Annotated in this window: 15 protein-coding genes and 3 pseudogenes; 15 read left to right on the top strand and 3 right to left on the bottom strand. The window is 35.1% G+C overall.

Annotated features, from left to right (window positions below; translation table 11 throughout):
- The first annotated feature begins 126 nt into the window (after nucleotides 1-126).
- A pseudogene (locus tag DCC35_RS03190) lies at nucleotides 127-1,226 on the top strand (isoaspartyl peptidase/L-asparaginase family protein).
- A gap of 241 nt (nucleotides 1,227-1,467) precedes the next feature.
- On the opposite strand, the gene DCC35_RS03185 reads toward DCC35_RS03190, so the two are convergent.
- On the bottom strand, nucleotides 1,468-3,984 hold the full coding sequence (locus tag DCC35_RS03185; RefSeq protein ID WP_137089433.1) for a lamin tail domain-containing protein: 2,517 nt from the start codon (nucleotides 3,982-3,984) through the stop codon (nucleotides 1,468-1,470).
- A gap of 169 nt (nucleotides 3,985-4,153) precedes the next feature.
- On the opposite strand from DCC35_RS03185, the pseudogene DCC35_RS03180 reads away from it, so the two are divergent.
- The 8 genes and pseudogenes from DCC35_RS03180 to DCC35_RS21685 all read left to right on the top strand — a co-directional run bounded on the left by DCC35_RS03180 (nucleotide 4,154) and on the right by DCC35_RS21685 (nucleotide 11,015).
- Nucleotides 4,154-5,145 (top strand): annotated as a pseudogene (locus DCC35_RS03180) (aspartate-semialdehyde dehydrogenase).
- A gap of 1 nt (nucleotide 5,146) precedes the next feature.
- Entirely contained in the window at nucleotides 5,147-6,337 is a 1,191-nt protein-coding gene (locus DCC35_RS03175; protein ID WP_137089432.1) for a THUMP-like domain-containing protein, read from the top strand.
- A gap of 69 nt (nucleotides 6,338-6,406) precedes the next feature.
- The gene (locus DCC35_RS03170) at nucleotides 6,407-7,960 is read left to right on the top strand and encodes a tetratricopeptide repeat protein (protein ID WP_137089431.1); all 1,554 of its coding nucleotides are present in this window, start codon (nucleotides 6,407-6,409) and stop codon (nucleotides 7,958-7,960) included.
- A 96-nt stretch (nucleotides 7,961-8,056) separates the two neighbouring features.
- Nucleotides 8,057-8,851 (top strand): amidohydrolase, encoded by a 795-nt coding sequence (locus DCC35_RS03165; RefSeq protein WP_137089430.1) that lies wholly within the window; start codon nucleotides 8,057-8,059, stop codon nucleotides 8,849-8,851.
- 18 nt (nucleotides 8,852-8,869) lie between these two features.
- Nucleotides 8,870-10,333, top strand: coding sequence for a TonB-dependent receptor (locus tag DCC35_RS03160; RefSeq protein ID WP_137089429.1), 1,464 nt, complete (start codon nucleotides 8,870-8,872; stop codon nucleotides 10,331-10,333).
- Between the two features lie 119 nt (nucleotides 10,334-10,452).
- The gene (locus DCC35_RS21695) at nucleotides 10,453-10,632 is read left to right on the top strand and encodes an NUMOD4 domain-containing protein (RefSeq protein WP_317128977.1); all 180 of its coding nucleotides are present in this window, start codon (nucleotides 10,453-10,455) and stop codon (nucleotides 10,630-10,632) included.
- Nucleotides 10,560-10,736, top strand: a pseudogene (locus DCC35_RS21690) (hypothetical protein); the annotation flags it as partial. The gene DCC35_RS21695 and the pseudogene DCC35_RS21690, both read left to right, overlap by 73 nt.
- Before the next feature lie 60 nt (nucleotides 10,737-10,796).
- Complete coding sequence (locus DCC35_RS21685) at nucleotides 10,797-11,015, top strand: hypothetical protein (protein WP_317128976.1); 219 nt, start codon at nucleotides 10,797-10,799, stop codon at nucleotides 11,013-11,015.
- On the opposite strand, the gene DCC35_RS03150 is transcribed toward DCC35_RS21685, so the two are convergent.
- Both DCC35_RS03150 and DCC35_RS03145 read right to left on the bottom strand, forming a co-directional pair.
- Nucleotides 11,012-11,356, bottom strand: coding sequence for a hypothetical protein (locus tag DCC35_RS03150; RefSeq protein ID WP_137089428.1), 345 nt, complete (start codon nucleotides 11,354-11,356; stop codon nucleotides 11,012-11,014). The genes DCC35_RS21685 and DCC35_RS03150 overlap by 4 nt on opposite strands.
- Nucleotides 11,357-13,384 carry an FG-GAP-like repeat-containing protein gene (locus DCC35_RS03145; protein WP_175402694.1) on the bottom strand — a complete coding sequence of 676 codons (2,028 nt, stop codon included), beginning with the start codon at nucleotides 13,382-13,384 and terminating at the stop codon, nucleotides 11,357-11,359.
- A 111-nt stretch (nucleotides 13,385-13,495) separates the two neighbouring features.
- Here DCC35_RS03145 and DCC35_RS03140 point away from each other — a divergent pair, with 111 nt between their 5' ends.
- From DCC35_RS03140 to DCC35_RS03115, 6 genes are all read left to right on the top strand, one after another.
- Nucleotides 13,496-14,794: a UDP-N-acetylmuramoyl-tripeptide--D-alanyl-D-alanine ligase gene (locus DCC35_RS03140; protein WP_137089426.1), complete on the top strand. Its 1,299-nt coding sequence runs from the start codon at nucleotides 13,496-13,498 to the stop codon at nucleotides 14,792-14,794.
- Nucleotides 14,794-15,645, top strand: coding sequence for a hypothetical protein (locus DCC35_RS03135; RefSeq protein ID WP_137089425.1), 852 nt, complete (start codon nucleotides 14,794-14,796; stop codon nucleotides 15,643-15,645). Before DCC35_RS03140 ends, DCC35_RS03135 begins: the two co-directional genes overlap by 1 nt.
- A 7-nt stretch (nucleotides 15,646-15,652) precedes the next feature.
- The gene (locus DCC35_RS03130; protein ID WP_137089424.1) at nucleotides 15,653-16,096 is read left to right on the top strand and encodes a DinB family protein; all 444 of its coding nucleotides are present in this window, start codon (nucleotides 15,653-15,655) and stop codon (nucleotides 16,094-16,096) included.
- Nucleotide 16,097: 1 nt separating this feature from the next.
- Nucleotides 16,098-16,751 carry a DUF2461 domain-containing protein gene (locus tag DCC35_RS03125; protein ID WP_137089423.1) on the top strand — a complete coding sequence of 218 codons (654 nt, stop codon included), beginning with the start codon at nucleotides 16,098-16,100 and terminating at the stop codon, nucleotides 16,749-16,751.
- Between the two features lie 72 nt (nucleotides 16,752-16,823).
- Complete coding sequence (locus DCC35_RS03120; RefSeq protein WP_137089422.1) at nucleotides 16,824-17,321, top strand: hypothetical protein; 498 nt, start codon at nucleotides 16,824-16,826, stop codon at nucleotides 17,319-17,321.
- 78 nt (nucleotides 17,322-17,399) lie between these two features.
- The gene (locus tag DCC35_RS03115; RefSeq protein WP_175402693.1) at nucleotides 17,400-19,541 is read left to right on the top strand and encodes an OmpA family protein; all 2,142 of its coding nucleotides are present in this window, start codon (nucleotides 17,400-17,402) and stop codon (nucleotides 19,539-19,541) included.
- Nucleotides 19,542-19,569: the final 28 nt, after the last annotated feature.

The raw sequence follows: 19,569 nt of genomic DNA, 5'->3' as shown, positions 1-19,569 counted from the left end.
AATACTTAGTAATTGCTAAAATAAAAATTTGATTTATTTAATATTAATAACAATATTTTTTGCCTGTTTAGTAATTCACTATCTTTTACACTTCAAAACGTTAATTAAAAAACTAAAGTTTTAATAATGAAGCGATATTTTATTTTTCTATTATCAGTCTTTTTTATTATTTCCTGCAATAACAAGACTGAAAGCTACCAGGAAGAGACTTCTGACACTTCTTCTGCATCCATGCAACCCATTGAGATTGAAAAGGATACATTACCTGGGCCTATTACAATTATCATACATGGTGGAGCAGGTTTTGTAGACCCGAATTACCTGAAAGGTGACATAAGAAAAAACTACAACAAAAAACTCCGGGAAGCACTTAATACCGGATATTCTGTTCTCATGAATGACGGTACAAGTGAAGAAGCAATAATAGCAGCAATTCAGATTTTGGAACAATCTCCATTGTTTAATGCAGGAATAGGTGCTGTGTTAAACGCAAAAGGGAAACCTGAACTTGATGCATCAATAATGAGAGGAAGAGATCTAAACGCTGGAGCGGTAGCTGGAGTATCCAGAATTAAATCTCCTATAGCTGCTGCTTATGCAGTAATGGAAATGAGCGAACATGTAATGATGGCTGGAGAAGGTGCTGAAAATTTTATCCGCAACCAGGGACTTGAAATGGTCGATCCAGGATATTTCATCACTGAAAGAAGAATGAAAAGTCTGGAAAATGCCAGAAAAAAAGAAATGGGGAACATGAAAGACAAACTTTCAATAAACTATTCTGATTTTTTAAATCGAAAATTTGGAACAGTTGGTGCAGTAGCCCTTGATAAATATGGAAATATTTCTGCAGGCACATCAACCGGAGGGATGACCAATAAAAAATATGGCCGTATTGGCGATAGCCCCATCATCGGAGCAGGAACATATGCCGATAATTCTACCTGTGGTGTTAGTTCTACAGGGCATGGAGAGTACTTCATCAGGAATGTGGTTGCCTATGATATTGCCGTAAGAATGAAATATCTCGACCAGCCTCTTGCTGATGCTGCTGATGAAGTAATAATGGAAAAGCTTGTTGAGATGAATGGTTCAGGGGGATAATTGCTCTTGACCGAAAAGGAAACATAGCTATGCCGTTTAATTCTAAATCTATGTTTAGAGGATACATCAATAAAAAAGATGAACCACACGTTTATATCTACGAAGATGAAGAAACGGAGTAATTAAAAAGGAGGGTCGCAACCCTCCTTTTTGGTATATTATGCGTTTAGCTGTGACAATTGTTTAATTCGTAATCGTATACTCTCAAGATCGATGTTAATTTTATATCGCTCTCTTAAATATTTTCTTATTTCTTCTACACGCTTGCCTTTTTGCCTCAGATGTGCAATTGACTTTGTTAAAATATCTTCCATTACAAGCATCCTCCTATTAATTTAAACGAAGTTTAAACATAAAGTGTTGCTATAGGCCCACAGCTAATGGTCTAATAATCAAATCATCGTTTCCATTGCTATCAATGTAAGTAACTCTTAAAATATAATGCCCAGGTTTAATAACCTGCCCTGAATCTTGAATCCCTTCCCACCTCAACGTGAGAGAATCAGAAACATAGCAATCCAGGCAAAAGGTCTTTATAAGCTTTCCTGATAAACTAAATAATTCAACAGTTACTATCCTTCCCGAATTATCAGTTTTAAGGTGAATCATTTGTTCACCATAATACGGGTCGCCAGGAATTATTACCTTCGGTTGAAAGCTAATTTCTTCATTATACGCCATTTCACCTGATCCTGATATAATGCCAGGAGTCGAATAATTATTTAATTCTGAAGCACTTTTCCATACTGATTCAAATGCAGGATCTCCTTCAAAATTGAATCGTTCCAGAGAAACTCCTTCAGTATCATCCATCCAGTATGAATGCCAACCTTCAAAATAACCCGATCGCTCAATTTCTTTTTTAAATTCTTCTCCAGGTATTTCCCTGAAAATCTCAAAATACCCTCCTGAATTTCTTAGATTAATAAAATTTTTGAGCTCTATTAACAATGGACTTCCTTCTACAAAGTAATTTTCTTCAAAATCACTATCCTCTGAATAAATCAAACCAACACTTTTACCTGCTAAATGATATTCATCAAACTTTTCTTCAATATTGATAGTATCATCGACTATTTGATTGTGGTCCATGAAAATGAATTTATACTTTGAGATTTCTATTATACCTCCACATTCATTATATATCTCGATGAAATCTCCTTTCCCGGTTTCTGGATCAAACATAAATTCGGAAACTTTAAGGCATTCCTTTTCCGGATCATCCATGGTGTTAATACTTTCAAATAAAACAGAATCAATTTTACCTGTTATACAGTTTTTCTGACCTGATAATTTAATTTTATATTGCTGATTATGATTTAAATGATCCTCTATCTTAAAATGATTTATTTTATAATTCCCCAGTCTGATTTCATCTGTAATTTGGAACTGTGTATTCTGGTTTTCAATAGATATCTTGAGATTAGAAATATCAGTTAATGCATCCGATTTTACCTTGAGTATTTTATTATAATCGGAGAATGTTATTTTTAGATCTGCTAATTTTTCGGGTCCGGATTCAAGTTTTACATTTCCCGGACCCGGATCTCCGCCGGAGATATTTAGATCGCCGTCACATATGAAATTTTGAAACCTTCTCTTAAGTGAAGTACCGGAACTAGTTAAATCCAGTGAACGAAAAGTATTATCCGAATAACTAAATGAATCAACAGTATTTTCTCCATACTTGAGAAAAACCTGGTCACCAGTGTTGTTTAAGGATGGTAATCCGGTAATAATTATAGATTCGGGATACACCCCTTCTTTACCTGTAAAAACAATCACCTCATTGGTGCCTATTACTATATCCGGCAAGTTGATACATTTAGAAAGATCACATATCGAAAACTCTCCAAGAGAAATATTCTGATCCCCTGAATTATAAATTTCAATAAACTCTTCTGTGTAATTAGAATTTCTATCCGGGTCCGGTAAAACCTCAGTGATTAATAAAGTATTACGATTATCACTTACATGTGAACCGGAAATTCTAATTAGCCCGGTACTATTTCCGTTAAAATCAGAGATATTGCTAATTTTTAATTCATAATTCTTGAATTTCTGCTCCCAGGCCAAAGATGTTACTTCAAGAATACTATCATTACATGAATAATTACTCTCTGCAGATACTCCATTAATCAAAAGTTCAGTTTCGATATCATCGCATTTGATTTTTTTCGAAAAGTATAAAGTTATTCCATCTTTGGTAGCAATATGATCGATCATTACCGGGCCACTTTCTTCTTCTGAAATCTTTTTGACTCTCCAATAATCAAATCTAAATTTATCAACTCGGGTAGAAGTATAATTGAAAAACAAACCTGAAATTCCTGAAACGAATTCGGGTAAATAATCAAAACTTCCAATCACGATTTCACCCTGATCAGTTTTTTCTTTTATCTGCCATGATGAAACTCCATTGTATGTAATTAAAAGCCTTTTAGAAGGTGAATTTGAAAATTGACCTTCAGAGAAAGTCGTGACTTTAGATTTTATACCGTCTTTATACTTAATTACATTCAATCCATCATTAGAACCTGTTTCTCCAATCTGAAGAGCTATTCCATTAATTATATTTTGCTTTTCAAGCTCACCTGCTAAAAGTATTTGCAATGCATTTGATGAAGAGGGCGAAAAGGCCATTTCCAAATGAAAATCGTACAATAAAGGGTTTTTTAGATCATTCAATTTGTGGTAAAGAAAACTGGAATTTTTTTCTGTAGAAAAATTGGAAATCAGATGCCCTTCTTCTGTTTTAAAAAAATTGGTGTCCCCATGCCATTGTTGATCTTCATTAAATTTAATAGCGTTAAATTCATCCACTATCTGACAAAAAACAATATTTGGCAGAAAGCAGACAATAAGAATTATCCGTTTCATTATTTTGTAAAAGGTGTTTTGGTTGATAAAAATTTACCGATTTCGTAAATCAGCTACTATAAATTAATACTATTTCAAAAGTTGATATCCTATCCGAAATATAGGTAATTATTAGACAAAATTTAATTACGAAGTGTAATTTTGCAGTTCAAAAATAAAAATTAATACAATGAAAATAGCAATCGTTGGCGCAACCGGTCTTGTCGGAACAGAAATGCTAGCTGTTCTCGAAGAAAGAAACTTCAAATTTGATGAAATGATACTAGCAGCATCTGCCAGGTCTGCAGGTAAAGAAATTGAATATGCTGGTAAACCGATCAAGGTTATGACCATCGAAGATGCTATTGAAAAGAAACCTGATATTGCGATTTTTTCAGCCGGCAGTGGACCATCATTAGAGTATGCTCCAAAATTTGCTGAAGTTGGTACTTTTGTAATCGACAATTCATCAGCTTGGAGAATGGACCCTGACAAAAAGCTAGTAGTACCTGAAATTAACGCTAATGAATTAACTAGTGAAACCAGGATAATTGCTAATCCAAATTGCTCCACAATACAGATGGTACTGGTACTAGCTCCCCTACACAAAAAATATAACATCAAACGTGTTGTGGTATCAACTTATCAAAGTGTTACCGGTACAGGTAAGGCTGCTGTTGACCAATTAATGGGAGAAAGAGAAGGCAAGGATGTCGAAAAAGTATATCCACATAGAATTGACATGAATGCTTTACCTCACATAGACGTCTTCATGGACAATGGATATACCAAAGAAGAAATGAAGATGGTTAATGAAACCAAAAAATTCTTGGAGACGAGTCAGTTAAAGTTACAGCTACAGCAGTAAGACTTCCTGTAATGGGTGGTCACTCTGAATCTGTAAATATTGAATTTGCAAATGAGTTCGATCTGGAAGAAGTAAAAACTATACTTTCGGAAACTCAGGGAGTTGTAATTAAAGATGATCCGTCCAATAATGTTTACCCTATGCCGATTGATGCACATAAAAAAGATGATGTTTTAGTAGGCAGGTTGAGAAGAGATGAAACTCAGGAAAAATCGCTTAACCTATGGGTAGTTGCTGATAATCTTAGAAAAGGTGCTGCTACTAATGCAGTTCAAATAGCAGAATACCTGGTTTCTTCAGGTCTTGTTAAGTAATATGAACAAAATTACAGATAAGAAAGTGCAGGATTATTTAAGGGATAACCTTAATACAGATCCTGCACTTTTTGCATTGAAGTCTTCTCCTTTTCAAGGATTATCATCAGCAGAATTAAGCACTCAGCTTAAAGGACTTCAAGTGGCCAAATCAAAGCTTCCGGAATTTTTCACTAGTTATAATGTAAAATACCCTCCTAAGTTATCTCTTGAACAATGTAGTTCTGAACTAACTGCAAAGTATAAGGCCAGCCTTGTTAGTAAAGGAAATAATATGGTAGATTTAACCGGTGGTTTTGGAATTGATTTTTATTACCTCGGTAATAATTTTGATTCTGCAATCTACATTGATCCCAATTGTGACCTTTTAGAGTTGGTCAGATCAAATATTTCATCTATTGACAATAAAAACAGAACCTATTTGTGTGAGAAAGCAGAAGAGTTTTTGTCTGGAAATTCTGAAACTTTTGATCTAATATTTGTTGATCCGAGTAGGAGATCTGAAAAAAATAAAAAAGTTGTTCTATGGGAGGACCTTTTACCAAACCTTATTGACCTCTATCCTACTTTAAAAAATATTACCAGGAAGTTATTGATCAAAGGTTCACCTATGATTGATATTACCAGTTGTATAAATGCATTTCCTGATACGACAGAAATCCATGTCGTTTCGGTAGAACGAGAAGTTAAAGAGGTGATCGTTTTGGTAGACTTTGAAAGTTCTATGAATGATCCGGCTATTGTTTGTTCTATACTTGGTACTTCAGGTAAACTGATAAAACGGTATAACCTGTCTGACCTCAAAGAGAAAATTGATAATATCGGCCCTGCATCAAATTTTCTTTACGAACCTCATCCGGTTTTTTTAAAAGCCGGTGTAGAAAATAAATTATCAAAGGGTTATGATTTAAAAAAGGTCGCTCAGAATACTAATTTTTATACTTCAAGCGAATTAATTAAAGATTTTTCAGGGAGAATATTTAAAATAGAATCCGGGAATTTCAGCGGCCTGAAAGAAATATCAAAGCTTATCGAGGGTAAAAAAGTTAATGTCATTACGAAAAATATTCCTGTGAGTCCGGAAGAAGTGTTGAAAAAAATGAAATTGAAAGCAGGAGGAACTCAGTGGTTGATTGCATATAGAGATCATAAGAACTCCAAATCCTATATTCTATGTACCCGGGTTAAATGACAATTCTTGTCATTTATTTGCTCGTCCTTTAAATTATTTGTAGATTTTATTCTATTTTTTGAACATAATTTGGCCTATGCCTGCATTTTTGAGAATAATTTTAATTTTAATAGTCTTCAACCAATCAGTTTTCTCCCAGGAAGATTTTCTATTAAATGCAAAAAAGAAAATAACGAGGATATCGCTGATCAGGTTGACAGTATCAACAATGTTGCCTTTTCAACTGTTATTTCTAATCCGGAACTAGGGAGAGAAATGGCTCTGTCAGCTAATGCGATTGCAAAAGCTTCAAATTATAAAAAAGGACTTGCCAGAAGCTATAGTATTATCGGTAGTTCATACTGGTCTGTTGGAATTTATGATGTTGCACTTAAAAATTATTACAATGCGATCGACATTTATGAATCAATAAATGATCTTAGAGGGATAGCAACTAATTATAATAACATAGGTGAAATTTTCAGGAAACAAGATAACCCCGACAATGCTGCTAAATTTCTTGACAAAGCATATAATTCATATAGTAAAATTGATAATGCTAATCCACCACTAATTTTACTAAACAATCTTGGAGAAACACTTATTGAATTAGGAAAATATGATTCTGCTAAACACTACTTTAAAAAATTAATTAGCATTGATAAAACAGATAATGAATCACTCAGAAAATTAGCATACGGGTATCATAATCTGGCAAGGGCAAACTTTCATCAGGAAGATCTTGAAGAAGGCCTTAAAAATGTAAATAAAGCAATTGAACTTAGAAGCAAGATCGATGATACAAGAGGCCTAAGCTCCTCTTATTTACTTCAAGGCGATATATATCTGTCTCTTTTTAAACCTCAGGCAATAGATTCTTATTATGAATCACTGGAGCCGGCAATAAAAATAAATGCATTAGACCTTCAAAGAGATGTTTATAATAAACTGTCTCAATTTTATGAGTCTTACGATCAGTTTGACTCAGCATTGTTGTATCAAAAAAAATTAGCAGAAGTAAATAACAAGCTTTTTAATCTGCAAAAAGCCAATCAGATCAATGAATTAACTACAAAATACGAAAGTGAGAAAAGGGAGCAGGAAAATGAAATGTTAAAAAAGCAAAATCAACTAGCTCAAGAAACAAACAAAACTCAAACCACTCTAATTTGGATAATAGGAGGCATTGGATTGATTCTATTGCTTGCTCTAATAAAACTGTTCCTCAATCACAATAAAATCAAAAAATACAATAAGCAGCTCAACCAAAAGAATCAGGAGATTCAAATTCAGAATGAAGAAATCGAAGTTCAGGCTGAAGAATTGCGTTCTCTCAATGAAATGCAAACCATGGTGAATTCTGATCTCGAACAGAAGATCAACGAAAGAATTCAGGAAATTAGAGAAAAAAACCACACTCTGGCTAAGTATGCTTTTTATAATGCGCATAAATTACGTGCTCCGGTGGCAAGCATTTTAGGATTAATAGATCTTATTCTCAGAACAAATCTCTCTGAGAAAGAAAGCGAATTGGTTTTTAACTTAAAAAAATCAGCGAATAACCTAGATGATGCAATCCATGAAATAAAAGATATTCTTCAGGATGAGGAAAGAAAAAAGGAGATTCAGGAAAATGAAATATAATACACACAAATTTATTACCTCCCTGCCCTAAATTCATAAAGAATATTGTAGGTTTGCATAATATAAAAATCCAGAGAGAAAAAACTCACTGAAGGCATGCACGACCTTCGAATAACGGTCATACAATCCAAACTTTATTGGCATCAGCCTGATGCAAACAGGGCTATGTTCGAGGAAAAAGTCTGGCAAATCAAAAACGGGACCGATGTCATCATTCTTCCGGAGATGTTTACAACAGGATTCAGTATGGAAGCTATTCACCTTGCTGAAACTTTAAACGGTCCGACTCATAAATGGATGAAACAAATTGCTTCTCAAACAAAAGCTTGTATAACAGGTAGTATTATATGTAAAGAAGGTAAGGATATTTTTAATCGCTTATTATGGGTTTACCCTGATGGTAAAACTGAATATTATGATAAGCGACATCTTTTTACAATGGCAAAAGAAAATGACCGTTTTTCGGCAGGAAGCGAACGTTTAATAGTTGAATATAAAGGCTGGAGAATTTGCCCGATGATATGTTATGATCTTCGATTTCCTGTCTGGAGTAGAAACCTTAATAACCAAAACGAACTGGTCTATGATCTTTTGATCTATGTTGCTAACTGGCCTCAGGTGAGAGTAAATGCATGGGAATCCCTATTAAAAGCCCGTGCAATTGAAAACTTGTCTTATTGTATTGGCGTTAATCGAGTAGGAGACGATGGAAATAATATCCCTTATTCAGGAAGTTCAATGGTGTTAGATCCCAAAGGAAGAACTACCTGGTATAACGATGGTGAGGAAATGATTCATGAAACCACACTTTCAGGAAATGACCTAATGAAATTCAGAGAAAAATTTCCTGCACAACTGGACGCTGATAATTTTGAAATAAACATTAATTGACCCATATAGAGCTAACCGATGAGTGAGTATAGAAAATTAACTACTAAAGAAAAAGCTTTAAAAATAAACCTGGACCCCTATGTTTACGGTTCATTTGCTGAAATAGGAGCAGGTCAGGAAGTTGCAGCGCAATTTTTTAAAGCCGGTGGGTCTAGTGGAACGGTAGCTAAAACCATGTCGGCTTACGATATGCAATTTAGTGACGCTATTTATGGTAAATGTAAGAGGTATGTTTGTGAAGCCAGATTGATGCAAATGCTCAATAAAGAGTACGGACTTCTTGCAAAAAGACTTACTCAAAGAGTACCGAACACCAAATTTTTCGCTTTTGCAAATACAGTAGAAACACTTAATTATAAAAAAACAAACGAAGGACATGGTTGGATAGGTTTTAGGTTCCAGCTTTCTCCAGAAAGTGAGCCTAATGATTGTATTATCCATGTAAGACTTAATGACCATGATCTTCAACGTCAGCAACAAGCACTTGGAACTATAGGTGTAAACCTGATTTATTCTTGCCTCTATGTTGCTGTCGAACACGATCCTGAAAAATTTCTCGAATCACTGGTAGAGGGGCTTTCCAGAGAGAGGGTTGAAATTGACATGTTTAAAATCACAGGGCCGGATTTTAGGAATGTCGACAACAGGTTAATGAGTTTAAAGCTTGTAAAAATCGGATTGTCAGAACTTGCTATGTTCGGCCCTGATGGTAAAACAATGCAGCCATCTGAAACGCTTTACAAAAAGAATATTCACGTTCTGAGAGGCCGGTTCAGACCAGTTACATATGTAAATATTGATATGTTCATAAAGGGAAGAACTCAATTTGTCAAAGAGCCCGATGTTGATCAGGACAAATTGATAACTGTTGCCGAACTGACTCTGAATGACCTTACTTCTGACGGAACAATAGATGATAAAGATTTTCTAGACCGGGTAGATATATTATGTAGCCTCGGAACAACAGTATTGATATCAAATTATCAAAAGTATTTCAGGCTGGTTTCAAGGTTGTCCAAACTTAACAAAAAAAGAAAAATTGGAATTACCCTCGGAATCTATAACCTTGAACGTGTATTCGATGAAAGTTACTACGAAGATCTGGATGGTGGAATTCTGGAATCGTTTGGTAGATTGTTTGGGAACAATGTCAAATTATATGTTTATCCCGCGATAAAAAAGGATAATGAGGAGATTTACACTTTAGAAAACTTTAAAGTGCCCAAAAACCTTACTGGCCTATTTAATTATTTGGTAGAAAACAATAAATTAGAAGCCATAAATTCTATAAGAGAGGATTTACAAGAGTATTCAGAAAATGATCACGTTTTAGAGATGATCAAAAAAGGAGAACCCGGATGGGAAAAAATGGTTCCGGGTAAAGTTGAAAGAGCTATTAAAGATAACTGCCTTTTTGATTATCCCTGCGAAGTTATTAATGATAGAGTTGAAGTAAATAAGGAGTCTGAAACAGATAGTTAATTTCATTTTTTAAGCCTGAAGTTTTAGCCCTTAGTTGATTTTGCTACTTAATTGTTGGAACAATTTTTGTTCGCATAACTATGTGATCATTATTTATGTGTGTGTAATTAATAAGAAAAATGGGAACTGCTGAAAAGGATTATTGGAATGAGGAATGGAAAAAACTAACCTTTGATGACATCCATCCGGATGAACATTATGAAATTTCCAATTATGGCCGCGTAAAATCTTACAAAACAAAAAAGAGGGAGCTATTATCAAAGGCTCCAGAATCAAAGGCTATCGTACGATTACGGTAAAGAGAGATTCAGGTAAACTTATATCCAAATATATCCATAAGCTTGTAGCTGAACACTTCATTCCAAATGATGATCCGACTCGCATAAATGTTATTCACCTGGATTATAATAAAGAAAACAATTATTTAAGTAATCTCAAATGGGCAACCCGAGAAGAAACTGGTATGCACCAAAGGGAAAACCCAACATTTAGAAAGGTTATAAAAAATCATCGCCCTTATGCAAAACTTTCTGAAACTGAAGTTTTGCGAATCAAAAAAATGCTTAAAAGAGGGAATACCAGATTAAAAATGATTGCAAAACAATTTGGTATAACTCATACTCAACTGAATAGAATAAGAAGTGGAGAAAACTGGGGGCATGTAAAAATAGAAGATGATTAATAATCCTTTTTAATTATCTTCTGACAAATCTTTTTTATCAAGGCTTCAGACTTTTCTGAGAGCCTTGAATATTCTATCTTATCAATTTTATTCCGATGGTTTTTCAGAAGCCTGACAAATTTAAACAGGTCTTGTTCAACGGATTTTGATGCCTTTTTATTTTCAATAATTACGCTTACAATTTCTGCTTTATTCAACAAGGTCACCAAATGGACTGAAAGTTCATTACCAGAATAATTATCTAAATTCAAATCGTAATTTGATGATTGGCCAATATTATCAATCATATCCATTGGATCGTCCAGAATATCGTATTTGACCGTAATATTATTATTTTGCATTTACTTCAGGTTTATCATTTTGCCTGTCACTTCCCTGCCCTCTTCTGTAAATGCCCTGATAAGAAAGATTCCGCTTGTTGATAAAAGACTAAAATCTAATATTCGCTCTTTTTTAAAAGATTTATCCTCATATATAAGCTTTCCATTTAAACTAAAGATTTTTATAGAATGATTCTCTGCAAAACTCACTGTTACAGATTCATTTGTCGGTACTGGGTAAATATTAAGGGATAGACCATCTTCTTGATTTCCTCCTCCCAGGAATGGTAAATCTACTTTTTGGAATATCAATCCACCTTCTTTAGTTCCAATTACAAGGACAGTTTTATCAGCTCCTACCTGAGATATTGAATATATACCTTTAACAGTGCCGGTCAACTCTTCGCTTTGAGCATTATCGCGGGTAACATCGCTATAAAAATTAAAATTGCCATTTCTATCTGCAATCAAAAGGTCTAATCCAACTATATTATCCCATTGTGCAAAGGAAAATACCCGTTGTCCTTTTAAGGCATCCAGCCCCATTCCTTTAAATTCATCTTCTGATAGAGTGTATTGATAACTTTCAGAAGTTTCTGTCACTTCATATAGTGACACCTTACCACTAGTGCTCATTTTCCAAACTTCTGGAAGTCCATCATTATCCCAGTCATAAAAATGTAATGATTCTGAGGTGAAAAATGACAAGCCTTCTATTAATTTACTGTTCCTGTCACCATTAACATCACCAACGTAGCTAATCAAATTAGAATTATCTGTTAACCGATACCCAAAAAATACATCCATATTCCCATCACCATCCATATCTGATACCTGGGTAATAAATGATCGTATATCAAGTGTAGGTGGCGTAAATCGATATAATTCTTCGTCAATTAATTCTCCTTCAGACTCATAAACTCTTTTTACTACCCCATCCTTATTAATATCCATGTAGGAAACTAAGCTCTCAAAGGGTTCATTAAGTTCTGATAAAACAGTCCAATAAGTTTTTTCTCCGTAATCAAGACTTTGCTCTTGTATGAACTCATCATTTACAAGAGTGTAGTTGCCTTCAATATTTTTATATAAACTGATACTTTTAGAAAAATCGTATTGCAGATTTTCATTGGTGAATACGTTTGGAACCAGGACTAAGGAATCAGAGGTTCCATCATTCCAAAGATAAGCAGCCTGGAAACCTTGAGCAGGCTCCATAGGCCAGGGGTATTCTGAGTTATTAAAAACAGGTTGCTCATCGGAGCCGAAATTTTTTAAATATGCCAGAGATTGGCAAAATTCATCTCCATAAAGCATGTCCTTTACCCCATCATTATCTATATCAGAAATTAAAATAGATTTGCCTCCTGCATGTAGTTCTCTTCCGTTTGTATTACATTCCTGGTCTAAAGGTATAAGTTCACCGCAGCCACAATCCTGAATATTTCCCCAGTTTCTGGTTTCTCTTACCATTGCAAGCGTATCTGACCGGCTATAATTCTCTACAGCCATATTCCTGTGAAACTCTATGGTTCCCGTTCCGGCGAAATGAAAAGTAAACAAGTCCATGTCACCGTCACCATCGTAATCAACAAGCGCTGGAATATCTGTACTGTTGACCTGTAAATTAATATTACCCGTACTACCTTCAGTAAGTAAAACCTCTGTATAAAGTTCAAATGAAAGTTGTTCCGCAGAAGTGTTTAGGTAAACCATAATACCAAAAGGTGATTTGGTAAAGAGATCTTTTTTTCCATCACCATTAAAATCAAACGATATCACCCAATTTCTAAGATCTTCAGGAAGTCCGTCACTATATTCTGGTGCATATATATAACCATTTCCTGTATCAATATAAGGCAACAGCTTGCCACTGGTTTTCTCAAAAAACAACACATCATCGATTCCATCTCGATCCAGGTCTAACCTGTTTACCAATGGCGAATTCATTCCACCAGAGAACAGGTTCCTTGAATTATTCAAATATCCAAAAGGCAAATCCTGCTCATCGAAATCTATTATATCCTGACCTTTGAGACTTAAACTCATAAAAATTGTTATAAAGGACAAAACAATGATTGAATGCTTCATTAGAGAGTTAATGTTTTAGTAAATTTCCGAAAAATTAATCAATAACCTGTAAACCCAATCAATATTAGGATGGTTACTGTCGAAAAACTACACGAATTATTTTTACTATGTCATAATGGTGTAGGCACTGATACGAGAAAAAACCTCGAAGAACAAATGTTTTTTGCATTAAGAGGTCCAAACTTTAATGCCAATAGACTTGCAGCACAAGCCATTGAAAACGGAGCCCTTTACGCTGTAGTTGATGACAAAAACTATGCCGATAATGACAAAATCTTTTTCGTAGAAAACTCATTAAAAACACTCCAGAAGCTGGCAAATTACCATCGTAAAACCTGGGATTATCCCGTTTTTGGAATCACCGGCAGCAATGGAAAAACAACTTCAAAAGAATTAATAAGAGAAGCGCTTTCATCCAAATATAACGTTTGGGCTACCCAAGGTAATCTTAATAATCACATTGGAGTTCCCTTAACTATCTTAAACTGCCCTACAGATACAGATTTTGCTATTATTGAAATGGGAGCGAATAAAATCGGCGATATAGCTGAATTAACAGCGATTGCTTCTCCTGATTATGGTTTAATCACTAATATAGGTAAAGCCCATACCGAAGGGTTTGGAGGCTTTTACGGGGTGATCAGAGGAAAGTCTGAACTTTATCATCACTTATTGGAAAATGATGGGACGGTCTTCATCAACAGTCAGGATGAAATTCTGGCGAATATGTCTAAACGATTCAAATCACCAATATTTTACCCGGGTAAAGACGACTATTTCCATTGTGAATTTATAGATGCCAACCCCTATGTGAGGTATCAGCCGGAAGGGATGGAAACCCAGGAAAGCAATATGCTAGGCAGCTATAACTTTCTAAATATTTCTGCAGCCCTTTGTATTGCTAAATATTTTGATGTCGATCTGAAAGAAGCATGTAAAAAGGTAAATAATTATCAACCGGCAAACAATCGGAGTCAGGTTATTCATTCGGCATCGAATACTATTATAATGGATGCATATAATGCTAACCCATCCTCCATGGAAGCTGCCCTGGAGAACCTTAAAGGTATGCCGGCAAATAAAAAAGTTGTAATCCTCGGCGACATGAATGAATTGGGTGAATCTTCAGAAGAGGAACACAAAAAAATCGGGGAATGGCTAAACCAAAATGATATCTCTGAAGCATTTTTTGTTGGAGATAAAATAAAAGTCGCTTCTGAAGTTTATAATTCAGGCATGACATTTGAAGATACTGAGTCATTGGAGAATTATTTAAAAACTAATCCAATAACAAATTCACTTGTACTGGTAAAAGCTTCCAGGAGCATTGGATTGGAAAAATTAGAACACATTCTTAAATCAAGTTGATGAAGTATTTAACTGCTTTTATACTATTAACTATTGCCTGTAACTTTTCATTCAGTCAGTCATGGACTAAAGAACAGGAAAAACTATTTATACGATCCTGCGAAAGTAAATGGGGTGAAACTCTGGGAGATGAAACCAAAAGCTTCTGCTCATGCTCACTGGATAAAGCAAAAATAATTTTTAATACTTTTGAAGCTTCCGTGAGAGCAGATGCATCACAGGCTTCATTGGTGTATAAAGGTTGCCTCGAAGGTCATCCATGGTCAGAAAAAGAACAGAATGAATTCATGGATGATTGTAAGCGTAATAACGACGGAGATGAGAATTTTTGTAGTTGTATTCTCGAAAAACTAGGGACTCTATACCCTACTCCGGAAATAGCCGCTTCTATTTCCGATGTTGAAGTAAATGACATTGCCGAATCTTGCCAGTTTTCAGCTGAATGGACTACAGAAAATAAAGCAGCATTTATGGAGCAGTGCAAAAACACCTATTCAAATGTCTATAATTCGTCCAGAACTGATAAATATTGTAACTGTGTTTTAGATGAGTTACAAATGCTTTTCGAGGATTATAACGAGATGAATAAAAGTCTTACTGAGCAAGGTCTGGAATCTATCAAATCTAAATGCCTGGAACCGGATTTTTCCCAATGGACCCCCGAAATAGAAGGCTTACTGATTCTTGATTGCCAAAAAGATGTGAAAGGAGAACTCGGTGACAGAAAAGGGCTTGAATACTGTCGCTGCTTTGTTGAAGAAGCTAAAAACAGGTTTAATACTCCTGAAGACTTTCAAAAAGCAACCCCAAAAGAATATCTTGCACTCCGAAAATACTGCTTCCCTGATTAATATAAATATGGAAAAGCTCTTCGAATTTAACTTTGAATTAAATAATACTTTTTGCGACTTCACTGTCAGGAACTCTTGCTACGATAATAAGATCAGGCTACTTTTATCTCATATAATCAACGCACAGGAGATTTGGATATCAAGAATTCAAAATGAAAAAGCATCTTTAGAAATCTGGGAAGAGCTTTCTCCCGGAAGTTTGAAGGAATATAATGAGATTCACCTCAAAAAATTCATAGATATAATTTCATCCAGAGATCACGATGAAATTATTAGTTACAATAGTCTTTCCGGTAAGTCATATACTACATCCGTTCGAGATATATTAACTCATGTGGCTTTTCATGGTATACATCACAGAGCACAGGTCGCACAATTACTATCTGAAAAAAGTATAAAACCACCTCCTTCTGATTATATTTATTATATCCGAGAATCTAAAACAAATTAAAATGAAGGATATATTAAGCTTTCTTACCGACCTGTCAGAAAACAATAATAAAGAATGGTTTGACGAAAACCGTTCAAGATATCAGGAAGTCAGGCAAGAATTTATTCAAATTGTTTCAGAAGTAATAGCAGGGTTGTCAGAGCGGGACGAGTCTCTACGGCAAATTATTGAACCAAAAAAGTGCTTATTTCGAATTAACCGGGATATACGATTTGCTAAAGATAAAACTCCTTATAAAAAGAATTTTGCAGCATCATTTTCGGAAGAGGGCAAAGCCGTTCACAAACCTGGATACTATATTCATATTCAGCCTGGTAATTCTATAATCGGGGGAGGAATCTGGTTGCCTGAAAGTGAACATTTACAAGCGATAAGACAGGAGATAGATTATAATGGCGATGAACTAAAATCAATTTTAAATAGCGAATCATTCAAAGATACTTTTGGTGATTTAAAAGGTGAAAAACTTAAAAGGCCTCCAAAAGGGTATGATAAATCAAATCCACATATCGAAATACTGAAGCATAAAAGTTTTCTGGCTAGTACTGATATTGATGATAATACACTTAAAAAAGACAATATCTCTGAAATAATCGTGAATAAACTAAGTGATCTGACCCCATTTAAAAAATACTTTGAGGTAGCTTTGGATTAGTTTTTGCTTTATAAACAGTAAAACATTAACATTTAAAATAAAAATTGCGTTATTCTATAAAACGAATAAATTATGATTGTACCAATTAATGAATTACCGGCAACTTCAAGACTTTGGGTGTATCAGGCTGACAGAGATCTGACAGACGAAGAACTGGAAGCTATCAGGCCAGCATTGTATTCATTTTTAGATCAATGGGCTGCCCACGGGAAAGCTCTTTCTGCCGCCGGAGATTTTGCTTTTAATAGATTTTTAGTGATCGCTGTCAACGAAGAGCAACACGGTGCTTCAGGTTGTTCAATTGATGCTTCTGTCCATTTCATTAAAGATTTGGGTAATAAGCTTAATATAAACTTCTTTGATCGAACAAAAGTATTATATTTAGATAAGAATGATAAGATCAATTCAAAATCCTTAGGTGAAATAAAAAAAGAAGTAATTGAAGGTAATCTAAGTCCCGAAACCAGAATTTTTAATACAGCTGTTACTACTAAAAAGAATTTTGATGATTCATTCGTTATAAACATTAAAGAATCATGGTTGAATAAATGGCTGCCTTCAACTGTGTAAAATATTAGATATGGAGTAATTATGATAAACAGGCTATTCATTCTAACACTGTTATTAATTTTTACAGCCCCAATAAATATGGTGGCTCAAAAAGTAAAGGACCCTCATAAAAAAGCAACCAAAGTATTTAAACGCGGCTTTTATGAAGAGGCAATACCTATATATGAAAAGTATATCAGAAAAGACGTTTTCCCTGCACAAGCTAATTTTAAAATTGCAGAATCCTATCGATTGAGCAATCGGTTAAAGCAATCTGAACCCTATTATCAAAAATCATTGAATATGGGGCTCGAAAATGATACAGCTCAATTTTACTATGGCCTTGCCCTAATTGATAATCAAAAATATGACAAGGCTGAAAATCAGCTTAAATCATTTATCTCACAGGCAGATTCTATCACTCCTGATTACTTTGTAACATATGCTAAAACGGAAATCAATAATCTTGAAGCTTTAAGAAAAATAAAGGAAAAGAAAAGTCATTATGATGTAGTTCCGGTTAGAGAACTTAATACTCCGGGAGCTGATTATGCACCTTTTTATCACGATGGATATGTTTACTTTACCAGCACAAGAAGTAGCAATAAAGTATATAAAGCTACCGGGCAGGGTTATAGTAACCTTTTTAAGGCGCCATTTACCGATAGGGGAATTGCCTTTGATCAGATTGAAGAAGTTCCTAACATCAACGACCCCAATGTCAATGACGGTACAATTGCCATAAATGACGATGGAACAACAATTATTTTTGCCAAAGGAAATACCGGGAAGAAAAAAGGCCGGGAGGAAGTTAATCTTTTCATAACCCGATACAATAAACGAACTGAGCAGTGGTCTGAGCCTCGTATGATGAAAATCAATCAAAGAGGTTACTGGACAAGTAGCCCGATTTTCAGCTCTAATGGAAGAACATTATATTTTGCTTCAAACAGACCGGGCGGTCTGGGTGGTGTAGATCTATATTCTGCACAAATGGATGCCTATGGAAATTTCAGAGCTGTTAAAAACATGGGCTCAGAAATAAATAGCCCTGGAAATGAAATGTTTCCTTTTGTTCATGAAAATGGTACTTTATACTTTTCCTCTGATGGTCATCCAGGCCTGGGTGGCTTAGACTTATTCAGGGCAACAAGAGTGGATGGAGTGATTACACTGGAAAATCTTGGTGAGGGTATAAACTCAACCTATGATGATTTTGCTATTACTTACACTTATCCTCTGGGTGGGTTATTTTCTTCAAACAGGCCTTCGGGTGTTGGTGACGACGATATTTATGCCTTCATTAATAATGACCCGGAATATAAAGTCGTAGACTACTTCCTGACTGTTCAGACTTTAGGAAATGAAGGGAGCGAAAAAGTACCCCTGGAAAATACCAGGGTACAGGTATTCAATGAACAGGGTAAATTATTAGAAAGATTTTTCACAGATGGTGAAGGTAAATTTAAAATGAAGGTTACTCCGGAGTCGAATTACCTGATCGTAGGAGAAAAACCTGAGTATTTCACGACTCGACTGAGATATTCTACAAATGATAAAGCTGTCGATAAATCCGAATTAGAAAAATACAGAACTGTAGTAAACCTGGATACCACTCTAACACTTATGCAGGTTGATACTAAAACAGTTTTCGAGCTTGAAAACATTTACTACGACCTTGATAAGGCAGATATCCGACCTGATGCAGCAAAAGAATTAGATAAACTCGTTACGATACTCAGAGATAACCCGGAAATTAATATTGAGCTTAGTTCTCATACGGACAGTCGTGCTCCGGATGCATATAACATGGATCTTTCACAAAGAAGAGCCCAAAGTGCCGTTGATTATATAATCAGCCAGGGTATCGACGAAAGCAGATTGGTAGCTAAAGGATATGGTGAAACACAGCTTAAAAATGAATGTGCCAACGACGTTGAATGTCCTGAAGAAAAACACCAGGAAAACCGTCGTACAGAATTCCGCGTGATTGGTTACGACCTTGAAGCTGTGCAGGCACGAGAACAAATGATCCGTCAGAAGATTGAAGAGGAAGAGCGCAAAGCTGAAGAGGAGAGAATTCGAAAAGAACAGGAAAGACGTCAGCAGCTACTTCTTGAGCAACAACAAAATCAGCAGCAAGAAGCGCAAGATTCAACTCAAACAATACAAGAAAAGAAAAGAGTGGAAGAAAACGACAGTCTTTATAAAAAAGATGATGATGGCGACGGCCTTTACTAATAATTACAAGTTATTTTAATAATAAAGC

Source organism: Mangrovivirga cuniculi, from assembly GCF_005166025.1.
In the GTDB taxonomy this organism is placed as follows: domain Bacteria; phylum Bacteroidota; class Bacteroidia; order Cytophagales; family Cyclobacteriaceae; genus Mangrovivirga; species Mangrovivirga cuniculi.
The sequence above is the reverse complement of the archived record's forward strand: the minus strand, read 5'-3'. Positions and strand labels throughout refer to the sequence as shown.

Coding starts and splice junctions, on each gene's coding strand:
- DCC35_RS03125 (WP_137089423.1), top strand. CDS start 16,098: ATGAAGGATATATTAAGCTTTCTTACCGACCTGTCAGAAAACAATAAT.
- DCC35_RS03165 (WP_137089430.1), top strand. CDS start 8,057: ATGCACGACCTTCGAATAACGGTCATACAATCCAAACTTTATTGGCAT.
- DCC35_RS03120 (WP_137089422.1), top strand. CDS start 16,824: ATGATTGTACCAATTAATGAATTACCGGCAACTTCAAGACTTTGGGTG.
- DCC35_RS03185 (WP_137089433.1), bottom strand. CDS start 3,984: ATGAAACGGATAATTCTTATTGTCTGCTTTCTGCCAAATATTGTTTTT.
- DCC35_RS03150 (WP_137089428.1), bottom strand. CDS start 11,356: ATGCAAAATAATAATATTACGGTCAAATACGATATTCTGGACGATCCA.
- DCC35_RS03160 (WP_137089429.1), top strand. CDS start 8,870: ATGAGTGAGTATAGAAAATTAACTACTAAAGAAAAAGCTTTAAAAATA.
- DCC35_RS03115 (WP_175402693.1), top strand. CDS start 17,400: ATGGTGGCTCAAAAAGTAAAGGACCCTCATAAAAAAGCAACCAAAGTA.
- DCC35_RS21695 (WP_317128977.1), top strand. CDS start 10,453: ATGGGAACTGCTGAAAAGGATTATTGGAATGAGGAATGGAAAAAACTA.
- DCC35_RS21685 (WP_317128976.1), top strand. CDS start 10,797: ATGCACCAAAGGGAAAACCCAACATTTAGAAAGGTTATAAAAAATCAT.
- DCC35_RS03140 (WP_137089426.1), top strand. CDS start 13,496: ATGGTTACTGTCGAAAAACTACACGAATTATTTTTACTATGTCATAAT.
- DCC35_RS03130 (WP_137089424.1), top strand. CDS start 15,653: ATGGAAAAGCTCTTCGAATTTAACTTTGAATTAAATAATACTTTTTGC.
- DCC35_RS03175 (WP_137089432.1), top strand. CDS start 5,147: ATGAACAAAATTACAGATAAGAAAGTGCAGGATTATTTAAGGGATAAC.
- DCC35_RS03145 (WP_175402694.1), bottom strand. CDS start 13,384: ATGAGTTTAAGTCTCAAAGGTCAGGATATAATAGATTTCGATGAGCAG.
- DCC35_RS03135 (WP_137089425.1), top strand. CDS start 14,794: ATGAAGTATTTAACTGCTTTTATACTATTAACTATTGCCTGTAACTTT.